Below are 17908 nucleotides of genomic sequence, written 5' to 3' on the forward strand. Positions count from 1 at the left end.
CATCTGCAACCTGCTAAAGATCCATCTCTCAGTTCCAGTATTTGCCTATTTCTCAAAATGGATGACTCGTTAACGCTATGGTCAAGCACATCGATCCAGATTTGACGTTGCTGAAAATGCCTTCTCTCAAGGCAGTCAAGTCCTTCGTGGCAGCCGCCAAATATCAAAGCTTCACCCGCGCCGCAGAGGCACTGTGCGTGACCCAGGCAGCGATCAGCCGGCAAATTCGCGAGCTTGAAATGTATCTTGGCGTAGAGCTGTTCAGGCGAGTCGGTCGTGCGGTCGAGTTGACCGAAGCTGGCGCCATTTTCTTCGACGCAGCGCAAATGTCATTCGTGAATATCTCCCAGGCGGCTGAGCGCATCCGCACCCATAACGCCGGGAAGCGCGTGCTGACCCTGTGCTGCTCTCCGGCATTTTCGGCGCTCTGGCTGGCGGCGAAACTGCCTGCCTTTTTCAGTCAGAATCCTGAGATTGATCTCAACCTGATCACCACCCAGAACTTTCTGTCGATGGAGCCTGGCATTCGCCCGGATATTTTCATCACCAAGATGGCACGGATCCAGGATGGCTACCGCAGCTATCCGCTGTTTCACGACGTGATCTATCCGGTCTGTACCCCGCAATACCGAGACGCTCACCCGGAGTTGTCGAGCCTGGAAGGGCTGCGCAATGGCGTGCTGCTCAATCTCAGCCCCTACGGCCGTTCGCAGGTGGCGGAACATGTGGACTGGAATGTGTGGTTCGCCTTCCACAACGTCAATCTTGACGAGCGTCCACATGACAGCCCTCACGTGCTCAATGCCAACGACTACAACCTCATCATCAGCATGGTGCTGACCCATCAGGGCGTGTCTCTTGGCTGGAACCACTTGGTGACAAAGCTGATTGACGACGGATTGCTGGTGCGGCCGGTCGCTGAAGAAGTGGTGCTCAAGGAAAGCCAGCACTACCTGACGTTCAGGGAAGACCGCGAGCACGACGAGGCCTGTTGCCGGTTCAGGGACTGGGTGCTGTCGCAGTTCGAATGAATCGGGCACAACCTGCGCGAACGACATCCTGGCCGGCCAATCGATAACATTTTTTTATGCATTGCCCAGTGAAAAGGTTTCTTGTTGGCAAGCGCGTCCGACACGTAATCTTCACACAAGCCGCCAATAATCCTCGGGTCGATGCAAGAGGATTCGAGGCGTGCAAAAAGCCGATGGAAACCTTCCATACGTGCTGAAAATAAGAAACCGTCGTCACTGCCAATTGGGATAGATACGGTCTGACCATGTTGATTAAAGCGATTGCTCATCTGCCTTGTGTCGAACAGTGCCTGCCTGATGTAAAGGCCGTATCTCGACCGAACGTATTCTAAAGTTTCAGCGTTTTCTGCGGCCTGCTCGATGTACGTGAATCGGCCCGCAAATATGTTTCGTTGCGCGATTGCGAAAGGACATTGAAGTTCTTTGCGTTGATAAAAGCTCAGGGTTAAATCCTGAGTCAACGGCAGCTTCACACCTGGGTTATTTGTTTTTACATCGGGCCTCGTCCCGGAAACCAGCGGGACTTTATTTCTGTTCCAGGGCTTCGGCCGCGCAAGTTTTGCTGTTGTTTATTGGTCGTTTCTTTTTAAACGCCACGGCCATTCCTATTCGGAGAATATCGTCTTGAAATTCGAAGGCATTTACACACCGGCGGTTACGCCGCATACGCCTGATGGTGAAATCGACTGGAGCGTTTTTTCCGAGGTTCTCGAATCTCTGATCGAAGCGAAAGTGCACGGGATCATCATTGGCGGTTCCACCGGCGAATATTATGCGCAGACTGCCGAGGAGCGCCTCAAGCTCGCCGCACATGCCAGGGAAGTCATCGGCACCCGCGTGCAGTTGATCATCGGCACCGGCGCCATTCGCACCGAAGACGCGGTGTTGTTTGCCGAAGATGCCAAGCGGATCAAGGCCGACGCGATCCTGGTGACCACACCGCCTTACGCGCTGCCGACCGATCAGGAAAACGCCATTCACGCGCTGACCATCGACCGCGCGGCCAATATGCCGATCATGTTGTACAACTATCCGGGTCGCATGTGCGTGCAAATGAACGAGGAATACCTCGCTCGGGTCGGCAAGTCCAAAAACGTAAAAGCCATTAAAGAAAGTTCCGGCGATATGGGCCGTGTTCATTTACTGGCCCGTGAATTTCCCCATATCGCCTTGTCTTGTGGTTGGGATGACCAGGCACTTGAGTTCTTTGCCTGGGGCGCCAGGAGTTGGGTGTGTGCCGGTTCCAACTTCCTGCCGAAAGAGCATGTTGCGTTATATGAAGCCTGTGTTGTCGAGAAGAACTTCGACAAGGGCCGCCAGATCATGTCCGCGATGATGCCGCTGATGAATGCGCTGGACGGCGGCAAGTTCGTGCAGTGCATCAAATTCGGTTGTGAGTTGAACGGGCTCAAGGTCGGCGACGTACGTGCGCCGTTGCGTCCGCTCAATTCGGACGACAAGCGCAGCCTGCAGACCGTCATCACCAACGTGAAACGTACCGTCGCCCACATCACTTCGGGAGCCAACAATGCGTGATCTTCTGACTGCGGCCGAATATGCCGCCATCGCAAAGTCGATGTCGTTTCCGAACACCGCCTTCATCAATGGCGCCTTCAAGCCTGCGATTTCCGGCAATACCTTTGCCACCGTCAATCCGGCTACCGGCGAGCTTTTGACCGAGGTTTCGGCCTGTGCCGCCGAAGACGTGGACTATGCCGTCAGCAAAGCCAGAGAAGCCTTCGAAGATGGTCGCTGGAGGCTACTGCCCCCTGGCGAGCGCAAAGCCGTGCTCCTGAAGTTCGCCAAGCTGCTGGAAAAGAATCGTCATGAACTGGCGGTGCTGGAAAGCCTGGACAGCGGTAAACCGGTGCGTGAATGCCAACTGGTCGACGTGCCAGACACCATTCACACCTTGCGCTGGCATGCCGAGGTAATCGACAAGCTTTACGACCACATCGCGCCTGTGGGCAACGATGCCTTGACCATGGTGGTGCGCGAGCCGATTGGCGTTGTGGGCTGTGTGCTGCCGTGGAACTTCCCGCTGTTGATGCTCGCCTGGAAGATCGGCCCTGCGCTGGCCGCCGGTTGTTCGGTGATCGTCAAACCCGCTGAACAAACCACCTTGACCACACTGCGTGTCGCCGAGCTGGCCTTCGAAGCGGGTGTGCCCGCTGGCGTGCTGAACATCGTCACGGGTACCGGCAAGGACGTGGGCGAACCCCTCGGCCTGCACAAAGATGTCGACATGGTGAGCTTTACCGGCTCAACCGCAACCGGTCGCCGTTTCCTGCACTACGCCGCCGATTCCAATCTCAAGCGTGTAGTGCTCGAGTGTGGCGGCAAGAACCCGGCCGTGGTCATGGACGACGCCGAGGATCTCGACCTGGTCGCCGAACAGGTGGTCAACGGCGCGTTCTGGAACATGGGCGAGAACTGCTCGGCGACTTCGCGTCTGCTGGTTCACGCATCGGTCAAAGACGAATTGCTCAAGCGCATGGGCGCCTATCTCCGCGAGTGGAAAATGGGCGACCCGCTGGACCCGCAGAATCGCGTGGGCGCACTGGTCAGCAGCGACCATTTCGAGAAAGTGAAGTCCTACCTGGATTACGCCAGCGCGAGCAATCTGGAAGCCGTGTATGGCGGCGACACTCATGACGGCGCCTTTATTCAGCCCACCGTAATCGACGGTGTGGATCGCGACAGCCGCCTGTTCCAGGAAGAGATTTTCGGCCCAGTGCTGTCGGTCACGACCTTCAACTCGATCTCTGAAGCCATTGCCCTGGCCAACGACACCCACTACGGGCTGGCCGCTTCGGTGTACACGAGCAATCTGCGTCGGGCGATCACGCTGGCTCGCGAAATCCGCGCCGGGATCGTCACCGTCAACTGCTTCGGCGAGGGCGATGCCTCGACGCCGTTCGGCGGTTACAAGGAGTCCGGTTTCGGTGGTCGCGACAAGTCGGTGTTCGCCCACGACCAGTACACCGAAATCAAAACCATCTGGATCGATGTGTCTGATCGGTCGGTTGACGGGACCGTAAAATGAGCGAGCACACCATCAAGCGGCTGCCGGTAGACACCGGTGTCTCAGGCTGGGAGGCGATCTCCACGCGTTCCGCCCCTGTGCGAATGCTTGATGGGAACGTGTCGGCGGACTGGCTGATCATCGGTGCGGGATTCGCGGGTCTGTCGGCGGCGCGTCGGCTGTCCCAGCTACGTCCCGACGACATCATCGTGGTGGTCGACGCCCATGAAATCGCCAAAGGCCCTGCGGGGCGCAACTCCGGTTTCATGATCGATGTGCCCCACAGCCTGTCTTCCGGCGAATACTCGGTGGCCGGTGAGGCCGCCACTGCGCAGGAGATCGCCCAGAATCGCTTTGCCATCGACTTTGCGGCTCAGGCTGCGGTTGAGTACGGCATGTCGCGGCAAACCTTCGACCCCTCCGGGAAGATCAATGCGGCAGCCACCGAGCGCGGCTTGAAGCTGAACCTCAAGTACGCGAAATCCCTGGCGAGGATCGGCGAGCGGCATGAGTTGTACGACGCAAAACAGATGCTGGAAATCACCGGTTCGAATTACTACCACGGTGGGTTGTATACCCCCGGCGCGGTGATGATTCAGCCGGCACAGTACATCCGCGACTTGGCCCAGGGCCTGGGGCAGAAGATCAGCCTCTACGAGCGCTCGCCGATTGTCGAGCTGTCGAAGTCCGGAGCGGGCTGGGTGGCGAAATCCCACAAGGGCCGGGTCTCGGCGCCGAAAGTCATCCTTGCGGTCAATGGCCACATCGAAGACTTCGGGCATTTCAAGGGGCGGCTGCTGCACGTCTTCACCTACGCCTCGATGACCGCCGGATTCAGCCACGACGAATTCAAACGCAACGTGACCGGTCACGACCGCTGGGCGCTGCTGCCCGCCGATCCGATGGGCGCGACGGTGCGCAAGATCACCTCGAACGGGCAATCGCGCATCGTCATCCGCACCAAATTCACCTACGACCCGAACATCACCGTGACGCCAATGCGTGTTGCGGCGGTGGCCGAAGAACAACGGCACTCGCTCGACGCACGTTTCCCGGAGTTGAAATCGACACCCATCGAATTCAGCTGGGCAGGGCGCCTGTGCCTGAGCCGCAACAGCGCGCCAGCCTTCGGCGAAGTGGAAGAAAACCTCTACGCCGCGTGCTGCGAGAACGGTCTGGGCACGGTGAAGAGCACCCTGGCCGGGGTCATGGCCGCCGAGTTGGCAAGCGGTACGCAGTCGGAGTTTTTGCAGCGCTACAGCCAGGCCCCAGGGCCGAGCAAGTTGCCACCGAAGTTGTTGACTCAGTTGGGCGTCAGTTCAGTCATTCGCTGGCAGGCACTTCGGGCCGGTCGGGAAGGTTGAGGTCGAGTCGCAAGACCGAGGTTCGTGAAACATCCATAACCAGTTTTATAAACGTAGATCGGGGAACGCCATGAAGAAAATCTGGAAGGCAGTCTGTGCGGTTGCGGTAGCAGGCATGATGAGTCTGCCGGTTCACGCCGAAGAGAAAACCATCACCATGGGCACCATGAACTGGGAGGACCTGACCCCCATCACCGGCATCACCAAGAAGGTGCTCGAGAACTCTGGTTACACGGTCAAAGTGGTGGAGTTTTCGGAGTGGGGCATTGCCTATGCGGCCCTGACCAAGGGTGATGTTCAGGTTCTGGCGTCCCAGACCGATTACGCCGCCTCCGATTACTGGAACAAGAATAAAAACAGGCTCGAAAAACTGTCGCCGGTCTCGTTCGGTCTGTACCAGGGGCTGGCGGTGCCCAGCTATGTCGACATCGATTCTATCGATCAACTCAATGCCAACGCAGACAAGCTCGGCGGCAAGATCATTGGTATCGAGCCAGGGTCAGGCTTGATGAGCGATGCCAACAACGTGGTCAAGGCCTATGACCTCAAGCTGAAACTGGTCGAAGGCAGTACCGCTGCGATGACCGCCGCGCTGAAGTCCGCTGTGGACCGCAAAGAGTGGATGGCGGTCACGGTGTGGGATCCGTCCTGGATGACCAAGAAATTCGACCTGAAGTTTCTGAAAGACCCCAAAGGCATCTTCCCGCCGCTGCAAGGCTATTACTGGATCGGCCATAAAGGTTTCGCCGAGGGCAATCCACGTGCCCGTGAGCTGATGGCCAGTGTTTACGTGCCCATCGCCGACATCACTGCCATGAACGCCGAGGTCAAGGACGGCAAGACCATGGATGAGGCCGTCAAGGGGTGGACCGACAGCCACGCCGATTTGTTGAAGCGCTGGGGAAACGTCAAGAACTGAAACGCAACGCTTTTTTTGCCACTGCCGCCTTTTGATCAATGAGAGAAGTCAGCCAAAACTGACTCCACGGGTTACGACATGACAACGGCTAAAATTGACACTAACGAAGTGCTGGTAGATTGCCAGAACGTCTGGAAAATCTTTGGGAACAGCGCACCTGCCGCGATGCAAGCTGTCGTTCGGCAGGGGCTTACCAAGACCCGGATTCTGCAAGATTACAGCTGCGTGGTCGGGGTCTCGGACGTCAGTCTCCAGGTCCGCCGTGGAGAGATCTTTTGCATCATGGGATTGTCCGGCAGTGGCAAATCCACCCTGATCAGGTTGCTCAACAGGCTGATCACCCCAAGTTCCGGAAAGGTCCTGGTCAAGGGCAAGGATCTTTCCACGCTTTCAGCGGCACAATTGCGCGAAGTCCGCGCCCGGCACATCGGCATGGTCTTCCAGAGCGTGGCCCTGCTGCCCAACCGCACGGTGCTGGAAAACACCGCGTTCGGTCTGGAAGTGCAGGGCATCGGCAAGGCCGAGCGCTACAAGGTGGCCGAGCATGCGCTGGCGAAAGTGGGCCTGAGCGAATGGTCGCAGCGTTACCCCAGCGAGTTGTCCGGGGGCATGCAGCAACGGGTCGGCTTGGCCCGGGCGATCACGGCCGACCCCGAAGTGATTCTGATGGACGAACCGTTCAGCGCCCTCGACCCGTTGATCCGCCGCCAGCTACAGGACGAGTTCCGCCAACTGACGAAAGAGCTCGGCAAGTCTGCGGTGTTCATTACCCACGACCTGGACGAAGCCATCCGCATCGGCGACCGCATCGCGATCATGAAGGACGGGGTGATCATTCAGGTGGGTACCGCCGAAGAAATCGTCCTCAACCCGGCCGATGATTACGTGGCCGAGTTCGTCGCGGGCATCTCGCGCCTGCATCTGGTCAAGGCCCACTCGGTGATGACCCCGGTCGAGCCGTTCAAGGCGGCCAACCCCGGCTGTGATATTTCGCGACTGATCAAGGCCAGGCTCGATGCGGACATCAACGAGCTGATCGGCCTGACCATGAACGCCGAGCGCGATGCGTTGGCGGTGGTCGATAACCACGTGGTCGTAGGAATCATCACGCCTCGTGATCTGCTGCGCGGCGTGCAGGGAATTGCGAACGAATTCTCAGCCGCGTCAGCGACCGCTGCGCTGGAGGCTTCGGCATGAGCACTCCCGACTTTTCCAGTCAGTTCGATTCGGCCATCGATTCCAGCCTGGAGTGGCTGGCCGACCACGGCGAATTCCTGTTCAGCGCGGCCAACGATGCGCTGACAGCGGTCTACAAAGGCGTGCTCTGGTGCATCGCCTTGCCGCCGTTTTACGTCATTGCGCTGCTGTTCGCGTTGATCGGCTGGCGCTTGATCGGCCTTCGTTTCGCGATTCTGTCGGGGCTGGCACTGGTGTTTTGCGCCTTTATCGGGCTGTGGCCGGAGACCGTGAGCACGCTGGCTCTTGTCCTCACCGCGACCATTCTGGCGCTGTTGGTTGCAATCCCGTTGGGCGTGGTCGCGGGGCTCGCGCCTGCATTCGACCGGGTGGTCGATCCGTGTCTGGATCTGGTGCAGACCATGCCGCCCTACATTTATCTGCTGCCCGCCATCGCGCTGTTGGGATACGGCCCTGCCACTGCGCTGTTGGCGACGTTCATTGTCGCGCTGCCACCGGCCTTGCGCCTGACTTCGCTGGGCATTCGCATGACCCCCAAGGCGTTCATCGAACTGGGCGACGCCAGCGGCGTGACCGGGATGCAGATGTTCTTCAAGATCCGCTTGCCATTCGCGATGCCCAGCATCATGGCCGGCGTCAACCAGAGCCTGATGATGGCGTTCGGTATGGTCGTGATCGCCGGGATCGTCGGTTCCGGCGGCCTGGGTGAGTCGATCTACGGCGCGGTGCGCACGCTGGACATCGCCAAGTCGATCAACGCGGCCATCGCCATCGTCATCCTGACCATGATCCTCGACCGCCTGGCGCAGAGTGCAGCGCGGCCTCGTATGGGAGAAAGCCAATGAGCATCGCCGACCTGCGTTTTTCCCCCGGTGAGTTTCTAGCCCCCGTGGTGGACTGGCTCAACGCCAATCTGCATGGCTTGTTCGTCGTCATCAGCCAAGGGGTAGAGGCTGTGCTGGGGCTGGTCGAGCGCCTATTGCTGGCGCCTCATCCCTACGTAACGATCGCCGTTGTCTTTGTTGCCGCGTTCATCTTCGCCACCAAGCGTGTGGCGGTGTTCGCGGTGCTGATGTTGGCGTTCTGCCTGTTCTCTGGCCTGTGGGTCGCGTCGATGCAGACCATCGCGCTGGTGTCCGTGTCGGTGCTGATTTCGGTGGCGATTGCCTTCCCGCTGGGCGTTCTGGCCGCTCGGGTCAAGCGCGTTGACGATGCGTTTCTGCCAATCCTCAACATCATGCAGACCGTGCCGCCTTGGGTGTATCTGATCCCGGCGGTGATCCTGTTCAGCCTGGGTCGTGTTCCGGCGATCATCGCCACCATCGTCTACGGCATTCCGCCGATGCTGCGCCTGACCACGCTGGCGTTCAAACAACTGCCCAAAGACTTGCTGGAACTGGGGCAAGCGTCCGGTGCGTCGCCGAAGGATATTCTGTTAAAGATCGAATTGCCGACCGCCGCACCCACGCTGCTGGTGGGCCTGAACCAGTGCATCCTGATGTCGCTGGCCATGGTGGTACTCGCCGGTCTGGTGGGGGCGGGTGGCCTGGGGGCTGAAGTCACCAGGGGGCTGTCGCGGATGGAAATGGGCCTGGGCCTGCGCGCCGGTCTTGCCATCGTCGCCATCGCGTTGCTGCTCGATCGCCTGTCTCGCGGCGCGCTGCAGCGCCATTCTCCCAGCAAAATGGTTTAACAGGACGGCACCATGAGACGCAGTTTTTTCTGTATCGATTCCCACGCCTGCGGCAATCCGGTGCGCGTTGTCGCAGGTGGCGGTCCGTTGTTACCGTCGGTTTCCATGGCCGAGCGACGAGAGATATTCGTCCGCGATCACGACTGGGTACGCACCGCGCTGATGTTCGAGCCTCGCGGTCACGACATCATGTCCGGCGTGATCATCTACCCCTCGATTCGCGAAGATTGCGACTTTGGCGCGTTGTTCATCGAAGTCAGCGGCTGCCTGCCGATGTGCGGCGCGGGGACCATCGGGCTTTCGACGGTGGTCATCGAAGAGGGGCTGGTGACGCCGAAAGAAGCGGGCAAGCTGGCGATCGAAACCCCGGCCGGCCGTGTCGATGTCGCGTACACCCTGGACGGTGAATACGTCGAGTCGATCAAACTGTTCAACGTCGCCAGCTACCTGCACCGCGCGGATGTCGTGGTGCAGGTGCCTGGCATCGGCCAACTGACGGTCGACATCGCCTACGGCGGTAACTTTTACGCGGTGGTCGAACCGCAGCAATGCTGGCCAGGCCTTGATGGACACAGCACCGCCGATATCGTCGGTCTGAGTGTGAAACTGCGCGCGGCGCTGGCCGGAATCTGCAATCCGTCGCACCCGGAAAATGACCGGATCACTGGCGTGCATCACGTCATCTGGTGCGACAAACCGCAGAGCAGCACGGCGGATGGTCGTTGCGCGGTGTTTTACGGTGACAAGGCCATTGATCGTTCTCCGGGTGGCACCGGAACTTCCGCCAGGATGGCGCAGTTGTTTGGCAAGGGGCGGCTGAGAGTCGGCGACACCTATCGACACGAGAGTCCGATTGGCACGCTTTACGAAGGCAAGGTCGAGGCGGCGATAAAGGTTGGCGAATTCGCCGGCATACGCCCGAGCATCACCGGCTGGGCCCAGGTGATAGGCCACAACACTCTTTTTGTCGATGACAGAGACCCGCTCGCCCACGGTTTCCAGCTCGCGTAAGCGCTTCTCCAGGGTGCATCTCTTCGGGCGATTGAAGCCAAGCGTAACGAATCGCCAGATAAGCGTTCTGTGCTGTAGGAAAACGCGCATTTCTAGTTGCGACACTTCCTATTCGTTCCAGGTACCACGCCGTTGGGATTGCCACTCGCCTGTGCTGCGTCGTCTTATTCATCATTCCGAATCGTCCGGCTCAGTGCTCCTTCCCAGCGGCAAGGGGCACAGCCAGAAGCCCATGAATAAGGCCCTGGAAATGCACTCATCTTTGGATGCTCCCTACACCAACGAAATCTCCCTTGAATCTCTCCGTCATTTGGATGACTTGTACTTGGAGCAAGGCCACCTGGAGGGTTACGGTGAAGAAGTCGCGGCATTCGTCAATCGACAAAAAACATTCGTCCAAGCGCATCCGCCAATCGCCATTTATCGAGTGGCCACCGAGGGCAGCCAGACGCGTTACGGCGGAACGATCCAGCAGGTGTCATCTTCGTTGACGTTCACCTTGGATAACGGCTGGAAAGTATGCGCCGCGCAGAAAGGCGACCAGGTGGTGTATGCCGATGGCAGCACGGCGCGGATCATCACTGGCGCCGGAGAAGCCAATAGCAATATCGCGCTGGTCGGCAGTCGTTTGAGCAATGGCGACGAAATCATCAATACGCTTCAGAAACGTTTCCTGATCATCGTGCGTGAAGGCGTGCCGATGGCGGAGGATTTCCTGCCCGCTCTTAAACGGGCGGATGTTCATCGCCTGCACTCGAATGGGATGAAGCAAGACATCCAATGAACGAGGGTCTGCTGCGCAGCCCAGCGGGAGCAAGCTCCCTCGCCACAAGGTTCGTGCTGGGCTCTCGGACGGCTGGTGGGCTCCAAACAGGGTGCCGGCAATATCCGGCTATGTCACCAAACCCTGTGGGAGCGAGCTTGCTCGCGATGGCGGCAGCACAGCCAGCATTTCGGGTACTGACCCATCGCTATCGCGAGCAAGCTCGCTCCCACAGTGGAAGTGTGGTGCTCGCGATATCCGGGTGCGCCACCAAACCCTGTGGGATGGCCTGGCATCGTTCGCCAGGCTTCTCCAATGCCCCCAAAGGCGCTTTTTATTGCACCTTCGCCAAATCCCCTTTCAGCGCAACACCGGCCATGATCGCGCCGGCGTGGCATTCGTAGGTGGTAGGGTCTTTGCGTTCGTTGCTCTTGTAGAAGCTGACGATATTGGTGACGGCGTTGGCGCCGGCGTTCTTGGCGGCCTGGTGCAGGCTGATCAGGGCTGATTGCAGCACCCATTCGCAGGCCACTTCATCGGACTTGTTGAAGGCGTTGGTTTTCTTGTTGGTCACGGCGCCGGGGCTGACCACGGTGACGTTGCCAGCCGGTTTGTTGCCGGCCAGGTAGAACTTCACGCTGCCGTCGATCTTGCCGGTGCGGATGGCTTCGGCGACAACCTTGTCGAACGGCAGGAACAGCGCGGTATCACGGGCCTGGCTGAGGCTTGGCAGGGTGCTGAGCAACAGGGCGGCGGTCACTGCGATTTTCTTCAACGACATCATGGTCTCCTTGACGTAGGGATAGCGGGTTTTGAATCCGATTCAGCGCCAGCGGCGGAAGATCAACGAGGTGTTGACCCCACCGAAGGCGAAGTTGTTGTTCATCACGTATTCGTTGCTCATCGACCTGAACTCGCTGCGCAGGTAGTCGAGCTGGCCACACTGGGGATCGACTTCATCGAGGTTGAAGGTGTGCACGTACTGGTCGCTGTTCAGCATTTCGATGCTGAACCAGGATTCCAGCGCCCCGCAGGCACCCAGGGTGTGGCCGAGGAAGCTCTTCTGCGAGCTGATGGGCATGTGCTCGCCAAACAGGCTGCTGGTGGCCAGGGTTTCGGCGATGTCGCCCTGTTCGGTGGCGGTGCCATGGCCATTGACGTAGCCGATGGCCGAGGGTTCGAGGCCGGCATCTTCCAGGGCCAGTTCCATGGCCCGGCGCATGGTGACCAGTTCGGGGCGGGTGGCGTGCTGGCCGTCGGCGTTGCTGCCGAAGCCAACGATCTCGGCATGAATCCGTGCGCCACGGGCCAGGGCGTGTTCCAGTTCCTCGAGCACGAGCATGCCGGCGCCTTCGCCGATCACCAGGCCATCGCGGCCTTTGTCGTAGGGGCGAGGGCTGGTTTGCGGCGCATCGTTTTTCAGGCTGGTGGCGTAGAGCGCATCGAAGACCATCGCTTCGGTCGGGCACAGTTCTTCCGCGCCGCCGGCCAGCATCAACGGCAGGCGCCCGAACTTGATGGCCTCGTAGGCATAGCCGATGCCGTGGCTGCCGCTGGTGCAGGCACTGGAAGTGGGGATCAGGCGTCCGGTCAGTCCGAAGAAGATGCTGATGTTGGCCGCCGTGGTGTGGGGCATCATGCGCACATAGGAGTTGGCGTTCAGGCCTTCGGCCACGCTGTTGAGCAGCATGTTGCCGAATGCCTTGATCTCGTCGGTACTACCGGTGGATGAACCGCAGGACACGCCCATGCGCCCGTCCTTGATCGATTCGTCGCCCAGCAGGCCAGCGTCGGCCAGGGCCTGTTCCGCCGACGCGACCGCCAGGCGCGAGACCCGCCCCATGCTGCGCAATTGCTTGCGGGTCCAGTGGGCCGGGACCTGGAAGTCGTCGATGGGGCCGGCCAGGCGCGTGTTCAGTTCGGTGAAGCGGTCCCACTCATCCATGCGCCGGATGCCGCTGCGGTTGGCGGCGAAGTTGCTGGCGATGGTTTCCCAGTCGCTGCCCACGGAGGTGATACCGGCCATGCCGGTGACGACGACGCGCTTCATCAGCACAAGCCTCCGTTGACGGCCAGGACCTGCCGGGTGATGTAGCCGGCTTCGGCGGACATCAGGAAGTTCACCGCGCCGGCCACTTCTTCCGGAGTGCCCATGCGCTGGGCGGGGATCATTTTCATCAGTTCTTCCACGGGTACGTTTTCATCGAGCATGGCGGTGTCGATCAACCCCGGCGCGACGCAATTGACGGTGATCTTGCGCTTGCCCAGCTCGATTGCCAACGCCTTGGCCGCGCCGATCAACCCGGCCTTCGAAGCACTGTAGTTGACCTGGCCGCGATTACCGATCAGCCCGGAAACCGAAGTGATGCAGACGATCCTTCCGGCGGCGCGACGACGGATCATCGGCATCATCACCGGGTGCAGCACGTTGTAGAAACCGTCGAGGTTGGTGCGCATCACCACATCCCAGTCGTCTTCGCTCAGGGCCGGGAAGGCGCCATCGCGGGTCAGGCCGGCATTGAGTACCACGCCGTAGTAGGCGCCGTGGGCCTCGACATCGGCTTCGAGAATGGCCTTGCAGGCGGCGCGGTCGGCCACGTCGAATTGCAGCACCCGGACGTTGCGGCCCAGGGCCTGGATTTGTGCCTGGACCGCCTCGGCCTCGGCGCGGCCGCTGCGGCAGTGCAGCACGATGTCGTGCCCGGCCTGGGCCAGGCGCAGGGCGATGGCGCGGCCGATGCCACGGCTGGAGCCGGTGACCAGTACGGATTCAGTCATGGCGGGGTTCCTGTTGCGGACGGTTCATGAAGGTAATGGGCAGCCTGGGGCGGACGGAAGACATTGAGCCGGGCCGTGGCATGGATGCCGGGGGCGTGGATGTGGCATTCGAACACGCCCATGCCGTTGTCGTCTTCCAGGGAGCGCACGCCATGGATGCTCAGCTCGGTGCCGACGGGAAAGCAGTCGACGTTGCATTCGAACTTGCGGGTGCCGAGCAAAAAGCCCAACTCCACGGCATCGCCGCGTCGGCGGGCGTGGCAACCGGCAAACGCCGCGACACTCTGGGCCATCAGCTCGATGCCGACCCAGGCCGGCAGTGCGCCGTCGTCGCGGTTGAACAAGCCGCCGGGCTTGACGGTGGCGTGGGTGTGGATCTGTTCGTCATCGAACGACAGGATCCGGTCGATGAGGATCATGTCGCCGGCATGGGGCAGCAGTTCGGCGAGCGGCCAGTCAGTCATGGGGCGTCTCCGATAATCAGGCTGACGTTGTTGCCGCCGAAGGCAAATGAATTGCTCATCAGGCGGCGCGTAGTGGCGGGTTTCAGGCGGGTGTCGGCGGTGACCCAGTCGAGCGCTGGCAGGGCAGGATCGGCCTGGCCGTCCCAGATGTGCGGCGGCAAGGCCTGGGCGGTGTTCTGTGTGCTCAGGGCCAGCCAGCAGAACGCCGCTTCCAGCGCCCCGGCCGCGCCGAGGGTATGGCCGGTCATGGGCTTGGTGGACGAGCAGGGCACGCCCGCCGGGAACAGTCCGGCCACGGCCTGGCTTTCCATGGCGTCATTGTGTTGCGTAGCGGTGCCATGCAGGTTCAGGTAGTCGATCTGGTGGGCGTCGAGGCCGGCGCAGCGCAGGGCTTTTTCCATGGCCTGGCGTGCGCCGCGACCGCTGGGTTCGGGCGCGGAGATATGGTGGGCATCGGAACTGGCGCCGTCGCCGAGCAAGGCAATCGGTGTGCCCTCGCCTGGCGTCTTGCTCATGAGAAACAGCACCGCCGCTTCGCCGATGTTGATGCCGCTGCGGTTCACCGAGAACGGATTGCAGCGTTCGTTCGACACCGCCTCCAACGCGGAAAAACCGTTGAGGGTCAGTGTGCACAGGCTGTCCACGCCGCCGCACAGCACCGCATCGCACAGGCCCAGGTCCAACAGGCGCCGGGCGCTCATCAAGGCGCGGGCGCTGGAGGTACAGGCCGTGGAAATCACGTAGGACGGGCCGCTCAGGCCGAGCCAGTCGGAAAGAAAATTGGCCGGCGCGCTGAGTTCCTGTTGCTGGTAGTCGTAGCCGTCGGGGAAGCGCTGCTCGCGCAGATAGTGGGCAATGCCCTGGCTGGCCTCATCGATGCCCGACGTGCTGGTGCCCAGGACGATGCCGATGCGAGCGCGCCCGTAGGTCTGGATGGCCAGGTCGATCTCGGCGCGAATCTGCAGACCCGCTTCCAGCAGCAGTTGATTATTGCGGCTGCGTTGCGCCGCCAGGGCAGGGGGGATGGGCGCGAGTTCACCCGGTACCGCGGCGACCGGCAAGGCCCGTTCGGCCACCCAGCCATCCTCGCTGCGCACGCCCGAGCAGTCGCCGGCAAACAGGTTGCGCGCGACAGTGTGCTTGTCGCGGCCCAGGACGCAGATCACCCCGAGGGCATTCAGGTAGGCGGTCATGGGGCGTTCTCGGTCAACGGTGTGATGCGGTAGCGGGGGCCTTGGGGCAGGCTCATTTCAAAATCCAAAGGCTGCGTGTAGCGCACCTGCCAGCGATTAACGAGGGTCCGTTGCGACGCCTGTCGCCGGGCCGCCGGATAGTTGCCGGACAGCTCGGCGTCGGGGGTCAGGGCGAACAACAGCGCGGCGAACAACTCCCGGGCCTCGGCATTGGGTGGCAGCAGACCGTCGGCCTGCCACTGGCCGTCGACCAGGCGCTGGCGGGCCACGGGAATGCCCAGCGGGTCCATCATCGACCAACGGATGCCGGTGTCTTCGCGCTGGATCACCAGCAACCAGTCCTGGCGTTGGCCGGCCAGGGTCCGCTCGATGTGCAGTTGCATCGGCAACGCCAGGGTCGGCGTGCGTGCGGGCAGCGGCGCCTGGCTGGCGCAGGCGCTGAGCAGCAACACACAGGCGATCAGCAGGCCACGGATCATCCGGCAGCCCCTTCGCCAGGCTTGCGCGCCACCACATTGACCAGGGTTTCCTCACGCTCGCCAAATGGCTTGGGCCGGCGCAGGCCAAAGCGCTCCAGCAGGCCGAAATCCGTGGCACGGCTCCACCACAGGTACGGGTAGGAGACGTTGCGGTCTTCGAACCGGAACCCTTGATCGCGGATCATCTGCAGGTACTGCGCGGCACTTTTCTGCACGTGCATGGGGTGGCGGAACAGCCAGCGGATCACCCAGGTATCGATGTAGGCTTCGGTGGATTCGGCGAACATCAGATAGCCGCCGGGCTTGAGTACGCGGTAGAACTCGGCGAGGGCTTTTTCCTGCTCCACCAGGTGATGGAACGTCTGGTGGCAGAACAGCAGGTCGACGCTGGCGTCGGGCACCGCCAAGGTCGCGCAGTCGCTGCCGATCAGTTCCACGCTCATGCCTTGGCGCGCGGCCTCCTCCCGGCTCAGGTCCAGGCTGTGAGGGTCGGCATCCACGCCGATCAGGTGTTGTGGCGCGAACACCTGGCGCAGGTATTGGAATGATTTGCCCTGGCCGCAGCCGGCGTCCAGCAGCACCGGATTGGCCGGCAGCGCGGTGCCGAACAGGCTGCGCAGGTCGTTGATCGCCACGCGCAACACGTGGTGCTGCCAGGTGTGGCTGCGCAGGAACCAGAAGCCGAAGCGGGTTTCTTCGACGTAGTTGTCGCTCAGGTAGCTCATGGTTGCTGACTCGGCGCCGGGCTTGCGCAGATTTCCGAGAGCATGCGCAGGCGCCGCTTGGGTTCACTGACAAACGGGTTGCGCTGATCCCAGGCGTAGCCCGCCAGGATCGAACTGATCATGCGTCGGATGTCGTCCGAGCCTTCGGTGTAGAAGATCACGTCCTGGAAGGTGCCGGCGTACCAGCCCTCGACATAGCAGCGGAAGGTGTCGACGCCACGCTTGAGCGGCTCGGCAAACTCGCTTTGCCAATCGACGCTTTCACCCTGCAACTGACGGTGGAGTACATCGGCGGCCATGCTCGCCGAACGCATGGCAATGGTCACGCCGGAGGAGAACACCGGGTCGAGGAATTCCGCGGCGTTGCCCAACAGGGCAAAGCCAGGGCCGTGCAGAGTCTTGACGTTGGCCGAGTAGCCGCCGATGGTCCGCGCCGGGGTATCCCACTCCGCATTTTGCAGTACGCCGGCCAGGCTCGGGGTTTCGTCGATGAAACCGCGCAGGCAGGCATCGAGGTCGTCGGTGCGGCCGGCGAAATGTTCCGCCGCCGCGACCACGCCCACCGAGCAGCGTCCGCCGCTGAACGGAATGGTCCAGAACCACACGTCACGTTTGCTCGGGTGGGTGGTGATGAGGATCTTTTCCCGGTCGAACGCTGGAGCGTCGATGCGATCCTCGATGTGCGTGAACACCGCCTGGCGCAGCGGGAAGTTCGACGGCGCCTCAAGGTCCAGCAGGCGCGGCAGGACGCGACCGTAGCCGCTGGCATCGAGCACGAAGTCAGCCTCGACGCAGTACTCGCTGCCGTCTTCACGCTGCACGCCCAGTCGTGGTTTGGCGAGGGTGAAGTCGGCACTGGCAATCGCTTGGCCGTAGCGGATCTCCACGCCTTGCAGGACGGCCTGGTCGGCCAGCAATTTGTCGAAGTCGGCCCGTTGCACCTGGAACGTGGTGGGTTTGCCGTTGCTGAAGGTATCGCCGAAGTCGAAGGCGCTGTAGCGCTCGCCCCAGGCGAACGCGGCGCCGTTCTTGCGCTGGAACCCGGCGGCATTCACCGCGTCGAGCATGCCGGCTTCTTCAACGAAATCCAGGCAGTGGGACAACAGGCTCTCACCGATGGAGAACCGTGGGAAATGCTGGCGCTCGATGACCAGCACATCGTGGCCCTTGCGCTTGAGCAGCGCGGCGGCAATCGCCCCGGACGGGCCGGCACCGATGACGACGACCTGGCGATATTCCGTTTCAGTCACAGGCATTGGGATTCCT

At 61.2% G+C, this 17908-nt stretch carries 18 protein-coding genes; 10 read left to right on the forward strand and 8 right to left on the reverse strand.

The annotated features are described in order from the left end of the window. The first annotated feature begins 77 nt into the window (after positions 1-77). The 10 genes from BLU85_RS22120 (at position 78) to BLU85_RS22165 (ending at position 11024) form a co-directional block, all read left to right on the forward strand. Positions 78-1031 (forward strand): LysR family transcriptional regulator, encoded by a 954-nt coding sequence (locus BLU85_RS22120; protein ID WP_092203382.1) that lies wholly within the window; start codon positions 78-80, stop codon positions 1029-1031. Positions 1032-1655: 624 nt separating this feature from the next. Further along, positions 1656-2567, forward strand: a complete 912-nt coding sequence (locus tag BLU85_RS22125; protein WP_092203384.1) for a dihydrodipicolinate synthase family protein — start codon at positions 1656-1658, stop codon at positions 2565-2567. After that, positions 2560-4077, forward strand: coding sequence for an aldehyde dehydrogenase (locus BLU85_RS22130; RefSeq protein ID WP_092203386.1), 1518 nt, complete (start codon positions 2560-2562; stop codon positions 4075-4077). The genes BLU85_RS22125 and BLU85_RS22130 overlap by 8 nt, the downstream gene beginning before the upstream one ends. Further along, complete coding sequence (locus tag BLU85_RS22135; protein WP_092203388.1) at positions 4074-5420, forward strand: NAD(P)/FAD-dependent oxidoreductase; 1347 nt, start codon at positions 4074-4076, stop codon at positions 5418-5420. Before BLU85_RS22130 ends, BLU85_RS22135 begins: the two co-directional genes overlap by 4 nt. 70 nt (positions 5421-5490) lie before the next feature. Beyond that, positions 5491-6339: a glycine betaine ABC transporter substrate-binding protein gene (locus BLU85_RS22140; RefSeq protein WP_092203390.1), complete on the forward strand. Its 849-nt coding sequence runs from the start codon at positions 5491-5493 to the stop codon at positions 6337-6339. 78 nt (positions 6340-6417) lie between these two features. Then, complete coding sequence (locus tag BLU85_RS22145) at positions 6418-7536, forward strand: quaternary amine ABC transporter ATP-binding protein (RefSeq protein ID WP_092203392.1); 1119 nt, start codon at positions 6418-6420, stop codon at positions 7534-7536. Continuing rightward, positions 7533-8381, forward strand: coding sequence for an ABC transporter permease (locus BLU85_RS22150; RefSeq protein ID WP_092203394.1), 849 nt, complete (start codon positions 7533-7535; stop codon positions 8379-8381). Before BLU85_RS22145 ends, BLU85_RS22150 begins: the two co-directional genes overlap by 4 nt. Further along, a complete protein-coding gene (locus BLU85_RS22155; protein WP_092203396.1) occupies positions 8378-9229 on the forward strand; it encodes an ABC transporter permease in 852 nt (283 codons plus the stop codon). Before BLU85_RS22150 ends, BLU85_RS22155 begins: the two co-directional genes overlap by 4 nt. Before the next feature lie 12 nt (positions 9230-9241). Then, positions 9242-10240, forward strand: a complete 999-nt coding sequence (locus BLU85_RS22160) for a 4-hydroxyproline epimerase (protein ID WP_092203398.1) — start codon at positions 9242-9244, stop codon at positions 10238-10240. A gap of 232 nt (positions 10241-10472) precedes the next feature. Next, positions 10473-11024, forward strand: coding sequence for a hypothetical protein (locus BLU85_RS22165; RefSeq protein WP_256572875.1), 552 nt, complete (start codon positions 10473-10475; stop codon positions 11022-11024). 313 nt (positions 11025-11337) lie between these two features. On the opposite strand, the gene BLU85_RS22170 is transcribed toward BLU85_RS22165, so the two are convergent. From BLU85_RS22170 to BLU85_RS22205, 8 genes are read right to left on the reverse strand one after another with little or no spacing between them, the layout of a single operon-like run. Then, a complete protein-coding gene (locus tag BLU85_RS22170) occupies positions 11338-11784 on the reverse strand; it encodes a hypothetical protein (RefSeq protein WP_003197008.1) in 447 nt (148 codons plus the stop codon). 42 nt (positions 11785-11826) lie between these two features. Next, positions 11827-13053 (reverse strand): beta-ketoacyl-ACP synthase, encoded by a 1227-nt coding sequence (locus BLU85_RS22175; RefSeq protein ID WP_092203400.1) that lies wholly within the window; start codon positions 13051-13053, stop codon positions 11827-11829. After that, positions 13053-13781, reverse strand: a complete 729-nt coding sequence (locus BLU85_RS22180; RefSeq protein WP_072407283.1) for a 3-ketoacyl-ACP reductase FabG2 — start codon at positions 13779-13781, stop codon at positions 13053-13055. The genes BLU85_RS22175 and BLU85_RS22180 overlap by 1 nt, the downstream gene beginning before the upstream one ends. Continuing rightward, positions 13778-14245, reverse strand: a complete 468-nt coding sequence (locus BLU85_RS22185; RefSeq protein ID WP_092203402.1) for a hotdog family protein — start codon at positions 14243-14245, stop codon at positions 13778-13780. Before BLU85_RS22185 ends, BLU85_RS22180 begins: the two co-directional genes overlap by 4 nt. Then, positions 14242-15438: a beta-ketoacyl-[acyl-carrier-protein] synthase family protein gene (locus tag BLU85_RS22190; protein ID WP_092203404.1), complete on the reverse strand. Its 1197-nt coding sequence runs from the start codon at positions 15436-15438 to the stop codon at positions 14242-14244. The genes BLU85_RS22185 and BLU85_RS22190 overlap by 4 nt, the downstream gene beginning before the upstream one ends. Then, on the reverse strand, positions 15435-15917 hold the full coding sequence (locus BLU85_RS22195; RefSeq protein ID WP_092203406.1) for a DUF3261 domain-containing protein: 483 nt from the start codon (positions 15915-15917) through the stop codon (positions 15435-15437). The genes BLU85_RS22190 and BLU85_RS22195 overlap by 4 nt, the downstream gene beginning before the upstream one ends. Further along, the gene (locus BLU85_RS22200; RefSeq protein WP_092203408.1) at positions 15914-16642 is read right to left on the reverse strand and encodes a class I SAM-dependent methyltransferase; all 729 of its coding nucleotides are present in this window, start codon (positions 16640-16642) and stop codon (positions 15914-15916) included. The genes BLU85_RS22195 and BLU85_RS22200 overlap by 4 nt, the downstream gene beginning before the upstream one ends. Further along, a complete protein-coding gene (locus tag BLU85_RS22205) occupies positions 16639-17898 on the reverse strand; it encodes an NAD(P)/FAD-dependent oxidoreductase (protein WP_092203410.1) in 1260 nt (419 codons plus the stop codon). Before BLU85_RS22205 ends, BLU85_RS22200 begins: the two co-directional genes overlap by 4 nt. Between the last annotated feature and the right edge of the window lie 10 nt (positions 17899-17908).

This window comes from Pseudomonas sp. NFACC14 (genome assembly GCF_900106885.1).
GTDB lineage: Bacteria > Pseudomonadota > Gammaproteobacteria > Pseudomonadales > Pseudomonadaceae > Aquipseudomonas > Aquipseudomonas fluorescens_AA.